This window comes from Mesorhizobium mediterraneum, from assembly GCF_002284565.1.
In the GTDB taxonomy this organism is placed as follows: Bacteria; Pseudomonadota; Alphaproteobacteria; order Rhizobiales; family Rhizobiaceae; genus Mesorhizobium; species Mesorhizobium mediterraneum.
Window position 1 is genome coordinate 152,227 of sequence record NZ_NPKI01000009.1, and the last position, 14,575, is coordinate 166,801.

The following is a 14,575-nucleotide window of genomic DNA, read 5'->3' on the forward strand; positions in this document are numbered from 1 at the left end:
AACAATGCTTCAGGACAGAGACCGCATCTTCAACAACATCTACGGCCGCTTCGACAAGTCGCTGGCCGGCGCAATGGCGCGCGGCGCCTGGGACAACACGCCAGGCATCATCGCCAAGGGGCGCGACTGGATCGTCAACGAGATGAAGGCATCAGGCTTGCGCGGTCGCGGCGGCGCCGGCTTCCCGACCGGGCTGAAATGGTCGTTCATGCCCAAGCAGAGCGACGGCCGGCCGAGCTATCTTGTCGTCAACGCCGACGAATCCGAGCCCGGCACCTGCAAGGACCGCGATATATTGCGCCATGACCCGCACACGCTGGTCGAGGGCTGCCTGATTGCCGGCTTCGCCATGGGCGCGATCGCCGCCTACATCTATGTGCGCGGCGAGTTCATCCGCGAGCGCGAGGCGCTGCAGCGCGCCATCGACGAGGCCTATGAGGCCAAGCTGATCGGCAAGAACAACACGTCCGGCTACGACTTCGACATCTACATGCACCATGGCGCCGGCGCCTATATCTGCGGCGAGGAAACGGCGCTGCTCGAAAGCCTCGAAGGCAAGAAGGGCCAGCCGCGGCTGAAGCCGCCATTCCCGGCCAATGTCGGCCTCTATGGCTGCCCGACGACGGTCAACAATGTCGAGTCCATCGCGGTGGCGCCGACCATCCTGCGCCGCGGTGCGGCCTGGTTCTCGTCCTTCGGGCGGCCCAACAATGTCGGCACAAAGCTGTTCTGCATCTCCGGCCACGTCAACAATCCGTGCACCGTCGAAGAGGCGATGTCGATCCCGTTCCGCGAGCTGATCGAGACGCATTGCGGCGGCATTCGCGGCGGCTGGGACAATCTGCTGGCGGTCATTCCGGGCGGCGCTTCGGTGCCGCTGGTGCCGGCGGAGCAGATCATCGACGCGCCGATGGATTTCGATGCGCTGCGCGACCTGAAATCGGGCCTTGGCACGGCGGCTGTCATCGTCATGGACAAATCGACCGATATCGTGAAGGCGATCGCGCGGCTTTCCTACTTCTACAAGCACGAGAGCTGCGGCCAGTGCACGCCGTGCCGCGAAGGCACCGGCTGGATGTGGCGGGTGATGGAGCGGCTGGTGCGCGGCGAGGCGCAGAAGCGTGAGATCGACATGCTGCTCGACGTGACCAAGCAGGTCGAGGGCCATACGATCTGCGCGCTGGGCGATGCGGCGGCGTGGCCGATCCAGGGCCTGATGCGGCATTTCCGCGGCGAGGTGGAGCGGCGTATCAACGAGTTTTCGCGCAATGCGCACCGGGCAGAGCCGGTGATGGTGGCTGCGGAATAGAGAAGTTCGAAATACGGGCAAGCGCCCGATTTGAAATACGGGCGAATGCCCGATTTGAAATACGGGCAAACGCCCGATTTGAGGAAACAGGCTCGGGGCAAACGGAAGAAACGACTAGGAGATCACCAATGTCGCTGCATTCGAGACCCGATCATTTGATGCCAGATTTGGACCCGTTCGAGAAGATGAACCAGGACCTGACCAGGATGATGCCGAAGGAGATGGCGAGCGCCGTCAATCTCCTGGCGCACCCTGTCGCGGGTGCGGCAGCGATGTCGGCGCTCGGCTTCGGCCTTGCCAATCATGCCTTTGGGGTGTGGATGGGCGCGCTCTCGGGTGCCGCCGAGGCCTCGCAGCGCCTCTTCCAACCGATCGTCGACGATTTCGAGGCCAGGGTCGAACGCTTTTCAGAGACAGGGACGAACTCTTCGACCAAGGCGCGCGCGGCGACGAAAACCTTGATCGCCGAGGCGCAGTCCTTCGCCAGGGACGTAACCGATATAGCGGCAACTGCCACAGGCGATGCGCCGAACGTGGCGGATGCGAGCACCGTTGCGGGTGCCGCGCCAACCGGGTTGATGCCGGAGGATTTCAAGCAGCCCAAGGCCATGGATCGTCCGGCAAATCCGGCCGATCTCAAGGCGATATCGGGCATCGGGCCGAAGCTGGAGAAGGTGCTGAACGGCTTGGGCATCTGGACATATGGCCAGATCGCGGCATGGACGCCGGAAGAGATCGCCTGGGTCGACGATTATCTGTCGTTCAACGGCCGCATCGATCGCGACGACTGGCTTGGCCAGGCGGCGGCGCTGGCCGAGGCCAAACATTGAATTCAATACCGCGCGCGGTTTCGGCTGCGCCCGGAAAGAAAGATTGCGGAACGTCCGCAGGGGTTTGAGACGACATGGCAAAGCTCAAGGTCGACGGGAAAGAGATTACTGTACCCGACCACTACACGCTGCTGCAGGCGGCCGAGGACGCCGGCGCGGAAGTGCCGCGCTTCTGCTTCCATGAGCGGCTGTCGATCGCCGGCAATTGCCGCATGTGCCTGATCGAGGTGAAGGGCGGGCCGCCCAAGCCGCAGGCATCCTGTGCCATGGGCGTGCGCGACCTGCGCCCCGGCCCGAATGGCGAAACGCCGGAAATCTTCACCAACACGCCGATGGTCAAGAAGGCCAGGGAAGGCGTGATGGAATTCCTGCTGATCAACCATCCGCTGGATTGCCCGATCTGCGACCAGGGCGGCGAGTGCGACCTGCAAGACCAGGCGATGGCGTTCGGCGTCGATTCCTCGCGCTATCACGAGAACAAGCGGGCGGTCGAAGACAAATATATCGGGCCGCTGGTCAAGACGATCATGAACCGCTGCATCCATTGCACGCGCTGCGTCCGCTTCACCACGGAGATAGCCGGCATTTCCGAGCTCGGCCTGATCGGCCGCGGCGAGGACGCCGAGATCACCACCTATCTCGAAAGCGCGATGACCTCGGAACTGCAGGGCAACGTCATCGACCTTTGCCCGGTCGGTGCGCTGACCTCCAAACCCTACGCCTTCCAGGCGCGGCCATGGGAGCTGACCAAGACCGAATCCATCGATGTAATGGATGCCGTCGGCTCGGCGATCCGCGTCGATTCCAGAGGCCGCGAGGTGATGCGCATCCTGCCGCGCACCAACGAGGCGGTGAACGAGGAGTGGATTTCCGACAAGACCCGTTTCATCTGGGACGGCTTGCGCACGCAGCGCCTCGACCGGCCATACGCACGCAAGGACGGCAAGCTGGCCCCGGCGAGCTGGGCCGAGGCTTTTTCCGCAATCAAGGAAGCGGTGTCGAACGCTGCACCCGACAAGATCGGCGCCATTGCTGGCGATCTCGCCGCCGTCGAGGAGATCTATGCGCTGAAGCTGCTGATGGCCTCGCTCGGCTCGAAGAACACCGACTGCCGCCAGGATGGCGCGGCGCTCGATCCGTCGCTCGGCCGGGCAAGCTATATCTTCAACCCGACCATCGAGGGCATCGAGCAGGCCGACGCGGTGCTGATCATCGGCGCCAATCCGCGCTTCGAGGCGTCCTTGCTCAACGCCCGCATCCGCAAGCGCTGGCGGGTTGGCAACCTACCGGTCGGCGTCATCGGCGATGTCGGCGACACGCGCTACGACTACGAGCAGCGCGGCGCCGGACCGGAATCGCTGAAGGATCTGGCCGACGGCAATGGCAAGTTCTTCCAGGTGCTGAAGAAAGCGACGCACCCGCTGATCATAGTCGGCCAAGGCGCGCTGGCGCGCTCGGATGGCGCGGCCGTGCTCGGCCAGGCGGCCAAGCTTGCCATCGCCGTCAATGCCTCGAGAGCCGACTGGAACGGCTTTGCGGTGCTGCACACTGCCGCGGGCCGGGTCGGCGGTCTCGATGTCGGCTTCGTGCCGGGCGAGGGCGGCAAGAACGTCGCCGGCATGCTGGGCGACACGGACGTGCTGTTCCTGCTCGGCGCCGACGAGATCGACATGGCCAAGACCGGCGGCGCCTTCGTCGTCTATATCGGCACGCATGGCGACCAGGGCGCGCACCGCGCCGACGTCATCCTGCCGGGCGCCGCCTATACCGAAAAGTCGGGCACCTACGTCAACACCGAGGGCCGCGTGCAGCAGACCAACCGTGCCGGCTTCGCGCCAGGCGATGCGCGCGAGGACTGGGCGATCCTGCGGGCGCTGTCGGATGTGCTGGGCAAGAAGCTGCCGTTCGATTCGCTGCCGCAGCTTCGCGCAAAACTCTATTCTGAATACCCGCATCTGGCCCGCATCGATCAAGTCGCGGCCGGCAACGCCGATGATATCGCCGGGGTGGCGAAGCTTGGCGGGCGGCTGAGCAAGGGTACCTTCACCTCGCCGGTCAAGGATTTCTACCTGACCAACCCGATCGCGCGGGCTTCCGCCGTGATGGCGGAATGCTCGGCGCTGGCGAAAAACGGCTTCAGGCAGGCGGCGGAATAAGCATGGACACCTTCTTCTCCTTTTACGTGCTGCCGGCGCTGATCATCCTGTTGAAGTCGGTCGTGCTGATCGTCGTGCTGTTGATCTTCGTCGCCTACATCCTGTACGCGGACCGCAAAATCTGGGCGGCGGTGCAGTTGCGCCGTGGCCCGAACGTCGTCGGCCCATGGGGCACGCTGCAGGCTTTCGCCGACCTTCTGAAGTTCGTGTTCAAGGAGCCGGTGATTCCGTCCGGCGCCAACAAGGGCGTTTTTCTCCTGGCGCCGCTGGTGTCGGCTGTGCTGGCGATCTCGGCCTGGGCGGTCATCCCGGTCAACGAGGGCTGGGCGATCGCCAACGTCAATGTCGGCATCCTCTATGTCTTCGCCATCTCCTCGCTCGAGGTCTATGGCGTGATCATGGGCGGCTGGGCGTCCAACTCGAAATATCCGTTCCTCGGCGCGCTGCGCTCGGCGGCACAGATGGTGTCCTACGAAGTCTCGATCGGCTTTGTCATCGTCACCGTGCTGCTTTGCGTCGGCTCGCTCAACCTGTCCGATATCGTGCTGTCGCAGCAGGATGGGCTGGGGACGCGGGTTGGCCTGCCCAACACCTTCCTTGACTGGCATTGGCTGTCGCTGTTCCCGATGTTCGTCATCTTCTTCATCTCGGCGCTGGCCGAGACGAACCGCCCGCCCTTCGACCTTGTGGAAGCCGAATCGGAACTCGTCGCCGGCCATATGGTCGAATATTCGTCGACGCCGTTCCTGCTGTTCTTCCTCGGCGAATATGTCGCCATCGTGCTGATGTGCGCGCTGGCCACCATCCTGTTCCTCGGCGGCTGGCTGCCGCCCTTCGACTTCGCTCCCTTCACCTGGGTGCCGGGTCTGATCTGGTTCGTGCTCAAGGTCTGCCTGGTGTTCTTCATGATCTCGATGGTCAAGGCCTTCGTGCCGCGCTACCGCTACGACCAGCTGATGCGGCTCGGCTGGAAGGTCTTCCTGCCGATCTCGCTGGCGATGGTGGTGATTGTCGCCGCGTTTCTCAAGATCACGGGGTTTGCGTGATGTCCGCTCTAGCCCAAGCCGCCAAGTCGCTGCTCCTGCAGGATTTCGTCAGCGCCTTCTTCCTGTCGATGCGCCAGTTCTTCGCGCCGAAGGAAACGATCAACTATCCGCACGAGAAGGGGCCGGTGAGCCCGCGCTTCCGCGGCGAGCATGCGCTGCGCCGCTATCCGAACGGCGAGGAACGCTGCATCGCTTGCAAATTGTGCGAGGCGATCTGCCCGGCGCAGGCCATCACTATCGAGGCCGGCCCGCGCCGCAATGACGGCACGCGCCGCACCGTGCGCTACGACATCGATATGGTGAAGTGCATCTATTGCGGCTTCTGCCAGGAGGCCTGCCCGGTCGACGCCATTGTCGAGGGGCCGAATTTCGAATTCGCGACCGAGACGCGCGAGGAACTTTATTACGACAAGGATAAGCTGCTGGCCAATGGCGACCGCTGGGAGCGCGAACTGGCGCGCAACCTCTCGCTGGATGCGCCGTACCGCTGACATTTGACGCATGGACGGGGCGAGCGGCCTCGTTCAGAGGATGATCCCGAAAAGTTGCAGACTTTTCGGACAAGATCCTCCTCCGGAATTGAAAGTGTCGCATGTTTTCTTTCGATCCGGGTCTTTCAACCCGATCGAAACATGCGATAGGAACACGAAACTTGCGACCGGAGGCGGTGGCAAACATCGAACAGGACGAGCGTCCTGTTTGGACAGAAACCCGGGGGAACCCATGCTGAACGGACTAGAGGCGGCCTTTTTCTACCTCTTCGCCTTTGTCGCGGTGGCGTCGGCGTTCATGGTCATTTCGGCGCGCAATCCCGTGCATTCGGTGCTGTTCCTGATCCTGACCTTCTTCAACGCCGCCGGCCTGTTCATGCTGACCGGCGCCGAGTTCCTGGCGATGATCCTGCTCGTCGTCTATGTCGGCGCGGTCATGGTGCTGTTCCTGTTCGTCGTCATGATGCTCGACGTCGATTTCGCCGAAATGAAGGAAGGCGCCCTGCAATACGCGCCGATCGGCGCGCTGGTCGGGCTGATCCTGGCGGCGGAACTGATCGTCGTGCTCGGCGGCTATACGTTCGCGCCGCAACTGGCCGCGACGGTCTCAAAGCCCATTCCGGACCTTGCCGCGCGCTCGAACACGGCAGCGCTCGGCGACATCCTCTATACCGACTACCTCTATTACTTCCAAATTGCGGGCCTCATACTGCTGGTCGCCATGATCGGCGCCATCGTGCTGACGCTGCGCCATAAACCGGGCGTCAAGCGGCAGTCGATCGCTGCCCAGGTCGGCCGCACGCCGGCGACTGGAATGGAAATCCGCAAGGTCAAGACGGGCGAAGGAATCTGAGATGACCGTCGGCATCGCACACTTTCTGACCGTATCGGCAATCCTGTTCACGCTCGGCGTGTTCGGCATTTTCCTCAACCGCAGGAACATCATCGTCATCCTGATGTCGATCGAGTTGATCCTGCTCGCGGTCAACATCAATTTCGTCGCCTTCTCGGCAGCGCTCGGCGATCTCGTCGGACAGGTATTCGCGTTGTTCGTGCTGACGGTCGCAGCGGCTGAAGCCGCGATCGGCCTCGCCATTCTCGTCGTCTTCTTCCGCAACCGCGGTTCGATCGCGGTCGAAGACGTGAACATGATGAAGGGTTGACGGAAACCACCATGTATCAGGCCATCGTCTTCCTTCCGCTGCTCGGCTTCCTGATCGTCGGCCTGTTCGGCACGTCGCTCGGCGCCAAGGCGTCCGAATACATCACCTCCGGCTTCCTGGTGATATCAGCCGTGCTGTCGTGGGTCGCCTTCTTCTCGGTCGGCTTCGGCGAGGGCGAGGTATTCACCGTGCCGGTGATGCGCTGGATCCAGTCGGGCGGGTTAGAGGCCGCATGGGCGCTCAGGATCGACACGCTGACGGTGGTGATGCTGGTCGTGGTCAACACGGTGTCGGCGCTGGTCCACATCTACTCGATCGGCTACATGCATCACGACCCGAACCGGCCGCGCTTCTTCGCCTATCTGTCGCTGTTCACCTTCGCCATGCTGATGCTGGTAACGGCCGACAACCTCGTGCAGATGTTCTTTGGCTGGGAAGGCGTCGGCCTCGCTTCCTACCTGCTGATCGGCTTCTGGTACAAGAAGCCGTCGGCCAATGCCGCCGCGATCAAGGCCTTCGTCGTCAATCGCATCGGCGATTTCGGCTTTGCGCTCGGCATCTTCGGCGTGTTCGTGCTGTTCGGCTCGGTCAATCTCGGCACCATCTTCGCCAATGCGGCGACGTTCATTCCGGCCGAAGGCGCCCCGCAAGGTGCTGCCGTGCTGACCTTCCTCGGCTATGCGCTCGACAAGCAGGCTGCGATGACCGTCGTCTGCCTGCTTTTGTTCATGGGTGCCATGGGCAAGTCGGCACAGGTGCCGTTGCACACCTGGCTGCCGGACGCCATGGAGGGCCCGACGCCGGTCTCGGCACTAATCCATGCCGCCACCATGGTGACGGCCGGCGTGTTCATGCTGGCGCGGCTGTCGCCGCTGTTCGAACTGTCGCATTCGGCGCTGATCGTGGTCACCTTCATCGGCGCCTTCACCGCCTTCTTCGCGGCGACCGTCGGCCTCGTCCAGAACGACATCAAGCGCGTCATCGCCTATTCGACCTGCTCACAACTCGGCTACATGTTCGTGGCGCTCGGCGTCGGCGCCTATGGCGCGGCGATCTTCCATCTGTTCACGCATGCCTTCTTCAAGGCGCTGCTGTTCCTCGGCTCGGGCTCGGTGATTCACGCCGTCTCCGACGAGCAGGACATGCGCAGGATGGGCGGGCTCAGGACGCTCATTCCGAAGACCTACTGGATGATGGTGATCGGCACGCTGGCGCTGACCGGCGTCGGCATTCCGGTGACGGTCATCGGCACCGCGGGGTTCTTCTCCAAGGACGCGATCATCGAAAGCGCCTTTGCCGCGCACAATCCGGTCGCCGGCCTTGCCTTCGTGCTGCTGGTCGTCGCCGCCTGCTTCACCAGCTTCTACTCCTGGCGGCTGATCTTCATGACTTTCCACGGCCAGCCGCGGGCGAGCCATGAGGTGATGCACCATGTCCATGAATCGCCGCCGGTCATGCTGGTGCCGCTGTTCATCCTGGCAGCGGGCGCGCTGTTCGCCGGCGTGATCTTCCATGGCGCCTTCATCGGCGAGGGCTATGCCGAGTTCTGGAAGGCGTCGCTGTTCACACTGCCGGAAAACCACATCCTGCACGACATCCATGAAGTGCCGTTGTGGGTGAAGCTGGCGCCGTTCATCGCCATGCTGATCGGCTTTGCGATTGCCTGGCAATTCTACATCCGCGCGCCGGAAATGCCGAAGAATTTGGCGGCGCAGCATCGCGGGCTCTACGCCTTCCTGCTCAACAAGTGGTATTTCGACGAACTTTTCGATCTCCTGTTCGTGCGGCCGGCAAAACGCCTCGGCCACTTCCTGTGGAAGACCGGTGACGGCACCGTAATCGACGGGCTGGGTCCGGACGGTATTTCGGCGCGCGTCGTCGACGTCACCAACCGGGTCGTCAAGCTGCAGACCGGCTACCTCTATCATTACGCCTTCGCCATGCTGATCGGCGTTGCCGCACTCGTCACCTGGATGATGCTCTGATGACCGCCTGGCCGATCCTGTCGCTGGTCACCTTCCTGCCGCTGGTTGGTGTGCTGCTCATCCTGTTCGTCCGCGACGACAGCGAGAATGCGCGCCGCAACATCCGCGCCATCGCGCTGTTGACGACCACGTTCACCTTCGTGATTTCGCTGTTCATCTGGACCGGCTTCGACAATTCGGAGCCTGGCTTCCAGTTTGTCGAGAAGTTTGCCTGGCTGGATTCCGGCATCTCGTACCATATGGGCGTCGACGGCATTTCCATGCTGTTCGTCATCCTGACCACCTTCCTGATGTCGCTCTGCATCCTGGCTTCGTGGGAATCGATCGAGAAGCGCGTCAAGGCCTACATGATAGCCTTCCTGTTGCTGGAGACGCTGATGATCGGCGTGTTCTGCGCGCTCGACATCGTTTTGTTCTACGTCTTCTTCGAAGCCGGCCTGATCCCGATGTTCATCATCATCGGCGTGTGGGGCGGCAAGCGGCGCGTCTATGCCTCGTTCAAATTCTTCCTCTACACGCTGGCCGGCTCGGTGCTGATGCTGCTCGCCATCATGGCGATGTTCTTCCAGTCCGGCACCACCGACATTCCGACGCTGCTGACGCACAACTTCCCGGCGACCATGCAGACATGGCTATGGCTTGCCTTCTTCGCATCCTTCGCCGTGAAGATGCCGATGTGGCCGGTGCACACCTGGTTGCCGGACGCCCATGTCGAGGCGCCGACGGCCGGTTCGGTGATCCTGGCCGCCATCCTGCTCAAGATGGGCGGATACGGCTTCCTGCGCTTCTCGCTGCCGATGTTTCCGATCGCCTCGGAGATGTTCGCGCCACTGGTCTTCGCGCTGTCCGTCGTCGCCATCATCTACACCTCGCTGGTGGCGCTGATGCAGGAGGACATGAAGAAGCTGATCGCCTATTCGTCGGTTGCCCATATGGGCTTCGTCACCATGGGCATCTTCGCGATGAACCAGGAAGGCGTCCAGGGGGCGATCTTCCAGATGCTGTCGCACGGCCTGGTCTCCGGCGCGCTGTTCCTCTGCGTCGGCGTCATCTACGACCGCATGCACACGCGCGACATCGACGCCTATGGCGGGCTGGTCAACAACATGCCGAAATACGCCACCGTGTTCATGATCTTCACTATGGCCAATGTCGGCCTGCCCGGCACCAGCGGCTTCGTTGGCGAGTTCCTGACCATGCTCGGCGTGTTCCGGGTCAACACCTGGGTGGCGTTCTTCGCCGCCACCGGCGTCGTCCTGTCGGCGGCCTATGCGCTCTGGCTCTATCGCCGGGTGATCTTCGGCGCGCTGACCAAGGACAGCTTGAAAAACCTGCTTGACCTGTCGGCGCGCGAGAAGGTGATCATCTATCCGCTGGTCGTGCTGGTCATCTTCTTCGGCGTCTACCCGGCGCCGGTCTTCGACGCGACGGCCGAATCGGTCAAGGCGCTCGTCACCAATGTCACCGCATCCATCAACACCGCGCAGACCGCGGCGGCGAACTGACTGAGAGGTTTGCGAACCATGACGCCGGACCTTCTCTCCAGCCTGTCGCTCTCGACACCAGAGCTGATCCTTGCCATCGGCGCCCTGGCGCTCCTGATGCTCGGCGCCTATTCGCGCGCCAACACCACCACAACGGTGAGCGGCCTTGCCGTCGCCGTCCTGGTGGTTGCCGGCGTCTGGACGATCTTTTCCACCGGGCAGGGCTACGCCTACGGCGAAGCCTTCGTCCAGGATCCCTTCGCCCGCTTCATGAAGGTGCTGGCGCTGATCGGGTCGGCGGTGACACTGGTCATGTCGATGCGCTTCGCCAAGGCGGAGCATTTCGACAAGTTCGAATATCCGGTGCTGATCCTGCTGTGCACGCTCGGCATGATGCTGATGATCTCGGCCAACGGCATGATCGGGCTTTATCTCGGCCTCGAATTGCAGTCGCTGGCGATCTACGTGCTGGCGGCGATCAACCGGGACAATCTGCGCTCGACCGAGGCGGGGTTGAAGTATTTCGTTCTCGGCGCGCTGTCGTCGGGCATGCTGCTTTACGGCATCAGCCTCGTCTATGGCTACACCGGCAACACCGGGTTCCAGGAAATCGCCACGGCGTTGGGCGGCGGCGAGCGGCAGCTTGGCCTCGTCTTCGGCCTGGTCTTCGTGCTGGCCGGCCTCGCCTTCAAGATATCGGCGGTGCCGTTCCACATGTGGACGCCCGACGTCTATGAAGGCGCGCCGACGCCGGTGACGGCCTTCCTCGCTGCCGCGCCGAAGATGGCGGCGATGGCGCTGATCGTGCGCGTCACCATGGGCGCGTTCAAGCCGATCGCCGCCGACTGGCAGCAGATCATCGTCTTCATCTCGATCGCCTCGATGGCGCTGGGCGCCTTCGCGGCCATCGGCCAGACCAACATCAAGCGGCTGATGGCCTATTCCTCCATCGGCCATATGGGCTACGCGCTGGTTGGCCTCGCCGCCAACAGCCAGGCCGGCGTGCGCGGCGTCGCCATCTATATGCTGATCTATCTGGTGATGACGCTCGGCACCTTCGCCTTCATCCTCGCCATGCGGCGCAAGGAAGGCAATGTCGAGCAGATCAGCGATCTCGCCGGCCTGTCGTCGACCAATCCGATCATGGCGACGATCCTCACCATCCTGATGTTCTCTCTGGCCGGCATCCCGCCGCTCGCCGGCTTCTGGGGGAAGTGGTACGTGTTCCTCGCCGCCATCAACGCCAACCTCTACGCACTGGCGATCATCGGCGTGCTAGCCTCGGTGGTGGGTGCCTATTATTATCTGCGCATCATCAAGATCATGTGGTTCGACGAACCGGTCGGCGGCTTTGTGCCGATGGCGACCGAGCTTCGCGTCGTGCTCGGCGTCTGCGGCGCCTTCGTGCTGTTCTACGTGCTGATCGGCGGGCCGATCGGCACCTATGCCGAAGCCGCCGCCAAGACATTTTTCTGACGCGATGGCATTTCGGCTGGCTCCAACAGCGGCCTCGGAAGGGTTCCGGCTCGAGGCACATGACACGGTCGGTTCCACCAATGCGCTGGCGCTGGATCATGCGCGGGCCGGGGACCCGGGAAAGCTCTGGGTCGTTTCAAAGAAACAGGAAAGCGGGCGTGGCCGGCGCGGCCGGGTCTGGGCGACGCCCGAGGGCAATCTAGCGGCGACGCTGCTGGTGGTCACCAATGCCGAGCTTCGCTTGGCCGCGACGCTCGGCTTCGTCGCCGGCCTGGCGCTGGCCGATGCGCTCGACGCCGTCATGCCGAAGGGCAAGATCGCAATCGGCCTCGACGGCGGCAGCGATGGGAAGAACCGTTTCGAACTCAAATGGCCGAACGATGTGCTCGCCTCCGGCGCCAAGCTTGCCGGCATCCTGCTGGAATCGACGATACTCGAAGGCGATCGCTTCGCGGTGGCGGTGGGCATCGGTGTCAATGTTGTGGCTTATCCCAACGATTTGCCCTATCCCGCGACATCGCTTAGCGCGCTGGGTGCTGCTTGCGATGCCGAGACATTGTTTCTGGCGCTGTCGGATGCCTGGAGCGAGAATGCGCGGCTGTGGAACGAGGGGCGCGGGCTTTCCGCCGTCAGGCAGCGCTGGCTGGCGCGCGCGGCAGGGCTTGGCGGGCAGGTTGCTGTCAGAATTGACGGTAATGTGGTGCGCGGCACGTTCGAGACCATTGACGAGGACTGCCGTTTCGTGATCCGCGACGATGAGGGTTCGGTTCTGACGATCGCCGCCGGCGATGTGCATTTTGGCGCGGTCGCGTCGGCTCAGGTTTGACGGGCCTAGATTAGACGGGCCTGGTTTGACCGGCCAGGAAAGGAAAGATCATGGCGAAAGCTGAAAACGCCGAACTCGTCTTCGTGCCGCTCGGCGGCGTCGGCGAGATCGGCATGAACTTCGCCCTCTATGGCTACGGCCCGGCCAATGCGCGCGAATGGATTGTCGTCGATGTCGGCGTCACCTTTCCCGATGCCAGCCTGCCTGGCGTCGACCTGGTGCTGCCCGACACGCGCTTCATCGAGGAGAACATCGCCAATCTGCGCGGCATCGTCATCACGCACGCGCATGAGGACCATTACGGCGCGCTGCTCGACACATGGCCGAAGCTCAAGGCGCCGGTCTGGATGACGCCGTTCGGCGCCGGATTGCTGGAAGCCAAGCGGCAAGGCGAGCAGGGCGCACCGAAGATCCCGTTGACGATCTACCGGGCCGGCGAAAAATTCACCATCGGCCCGTTCGAGATCGAGGCGATTCCCGTCGCGCATTCTATTCCTGAACCGATGTCGCTGGCGATCACCTCGCCGGCCGGCACCGTCATCCACACCGGCGACTGGAAGATCGATCCGGCGCCGACGATCGGACCGATGACCGACGAGGCCCGCTTCCGCGCCTATGGCGACAAGGGCGTGCTGGCGCTGATCTGCGATTCCACCAATGCGCTGCGGGAAGGGGAGTCGCCATCGGAAGTGGCGGTAGGTGAGGGCCTCAGGGGTGTCATCCAGAGCGCCAAGGGCCGCGTCGCGGTCACCACTTTTTCCTCCAATGTCGGGCGCATCGTCTCCATTGCCAAGGCGGCTAGGGATGCCGGCCGCCAGTGCCTGGTGCTTGGCCGCTCGCTGAAACGCGTCATCGATGTTGCTGGTGAGCTCGGCTACATGGACGGGCTGCCCGAATTCATCGCCGAGGAGGATTTTGGCTTCATCCCGCGTGAAAACCTCGTCATCATCTGCACCGGCAGCCAGGGCGAGCCGCTTGCGGCATTGGCGAAACTGTCGCGCGACGAGATGAAATCAGTGTCGCTGACAGCAGGCGACACGGTGGTGTTTTCCTCGCGCACCATTCCCGGCAACGAGAAGGGGATTCTCGAGATCAAGAACCGCCTGATCGATCTCGGCATCAAGATCATCGAGGACGGCGATGCGCTGGTGCATGTCTCCGGCCATCCACGCCGCAGCGAGTTGCGCAAGATGTATGAATGGGTTCGGCCGCAGATCGGCGTCCCCGTGCATGGCGAGGCGGCGCATCTGGTGGCGCAGGGGTCGCTGATGTCGGTGTCCGGCATCAGCCAGGTGGCGCAGGTGCGCGACGGCGACATGCTGCGGCTCTATCCGGGTGCTGCCACGATCATCGACCAGGTGCCGTTCGGCCGCATCTACAAGGACGGCAGGCTGATCGGCACCGACCAGGCAATGGGCATCCGCGACCGGCGCAAGCTGTCCTTTGCCGGCCATGTCGCGGTCAATGTCGTGCTCGACGACAAATATGAGCTCGCCGGCGATCCCGATCTGGTCGCCATCGGCGTCGCCGAGGCCGATGCGCGCGGCGAGAGCCTGGAAGACCTGATGATCGATGCGGCAATCGGCGCCGTGGACTCCATCCCCCGTCAGCGCCGAAAAGACCTCGACCTCGTGCAGGAGGCGGTGCGCCGCGCCGTCCGCGGCGCCGCCAACGAAGCCTGGGGCAAGAAGCCGCTGGTGACAGTGTTCGTCACGCGGTGACGAACAAGGGAGTAGGGGAGTAGGGGAGTGGGGCAGTGGGGCAGTACGGGAGTAGGGAAGAGCAAAAAAGCTCGCACGCCTCAATGTC

At 63.1% G+C, this 14,575-nt stretch carries 12 protein-coding genes; all 12 read left to right on the plus strand.

Annotated elements, in window-relative coordinates:
* Positions 1–4: 4 nt before the first annotated feature.
* Positions 5–1,309 (plus strand): NADH-quinone oxidoreductase subunit NuoF, encoded by a 1,305-nt coding sequence (gene nuoF / locus CIT25_RS04935; protein ID WP_095483438.1) that lies wholly within the window; start codon positions 5–7, stop codon positions 1,307–1,309.
* A gap of 128 nt (positions 1,310–1,437) precedes the next feature.
* Positions 1,438–2,139, plus strand: a complete 702-nt coding sequence (locus tag CIT25_RS04940) for an NADH-quinone oxidoreductase subunit E (protein WP_095483439.1) — start codon at positions 1,438–1,440, stop codon at positions 2,137–2,139.
* A gap of 74 nt (positions 2,140–2,213) precedes the next feature.
* Positions 2,214–4,295, plus strand: coding sequence for an NADH-quinone oxidoreductase subunit NuoG (gene nuoG, locus CIT25_RS04945; RefSeq protein WP_095483440.1), 2,082 nt, complete (start codon positions 2,214–2,216; stop codon positions 4,293–4,295).
* Positions 4,296–4,297: 2 nt separating this feature from the next.
* A complete protein-coding gene (nuoH, locus tag CIT25_RS04950; RefSeq protein ID WP_095483491.1) occupies positions 4,298–5,341 on the plus strand; it encodes an NADH-quinone oxidoreductase subunit NuoH in 1,044 nt (347 codons plus the stop codon).
* Complete coding sequence (nuoI, locus tag CIT25_RS04955; protein ID WP_095483441.1) at positions 5,341–5,832, plus strand: NADH-quinone oxidoreductase subunit NuoI; 492 nt, start codon at positions 5,341–5,343, stop codon at positions 5,830–5,832. The genes nuoH and nuoI overlap by 1 nt, the downstream gene beginning before the upstream one ends.
* 232 nt (positions 5,833–6,064) lie before the next feature.
* Positions 6,065–6,685 (plus strand): NADH-quinone oxidoreductase subunit J, encoded by a 621-nt coding sequence (locus CIT25_RS04960; protein WP_095483442.1) that lies wholly within the window; start codon positions 6,065–6,067, stop codon positions 6,683–6,685.
* Between the two features lies 1 nt (position 6,686).
* On the plus strand, positions 6,687–6,995 hold the full coding sequence (gene nuoK / locus CIT25_RS04965; RefSeq protein WP_095483443.1) for an NADH-quinone oxidoreductase subunit NuoK: 309 nt from the start codon (positions 6,687–6,689) through the stop codon (positions 6,993–6,995).
* 11 nt (positions 6,996–7,006) lie between these two features.
* Positions 7,007–8,980, plus strand: coding sequence for an NADH-quinone oxidoreductase subunit L (nuoL, locus tag CIT25_RS04970; RefSeq protein WP_095483444.1), 1,974 nt, complete (start codon positions 7,007–7,009; stop codon positions 8,978–8,980).
* A complete protein-coding gene (locus CIT25_RS04975) occupies positions 8,980–10,485 on the plus strand; it encodes an NADH-quinone oxidoreductase subunit M (protein ID WP_095483445.1) in 1,506 nt (501 codons plus the stop codon). Before nuoL ends, CIT25_RS04975 begins: the two co-directional genes overlap by 1 nt.
* An 18-nt stretch (positions 10,486–10,503) precedes the next feature.
* Positions 10,504–11,940 carry an NADH-quinone oxidoreductase subunit NuoN gene (gene nuoN / locus CIT25_RS04980; protein WP_095483446.1) on the plus strand — a complete coding sequence of 479 codons (1,437 nt, stop codon included), beginning with the start codon at positions 10,504–10,506 and terminating at the stop codon, positions 11,938–11,940.
* Between the two features lie 4 nt (positions 11,941–11,944).
* Entirely contained in the window at positions 11,945–12,766 is an 822-nt protein-coding gene (locus CIT25_RS04985) for a biotin--[acetyl-CoA-carboxylase] ligase (RefSeq protein ID WP_095483447.1), read from the plus strand.
* Positions 12,767–12,816: 50 nt separating this feature from the next.
* Positions 12,817–14,487, plus strand: coding sequence for a ribonuclease J (locus CIT25_RS04990; protein WP_095483448.1), 1,671 nt, complete (start codon positions 12,817–12,819; stop codon positions 14,485–14,487).
* Positions 14,488–14,575: the final 88 nt, after the last annotated feature.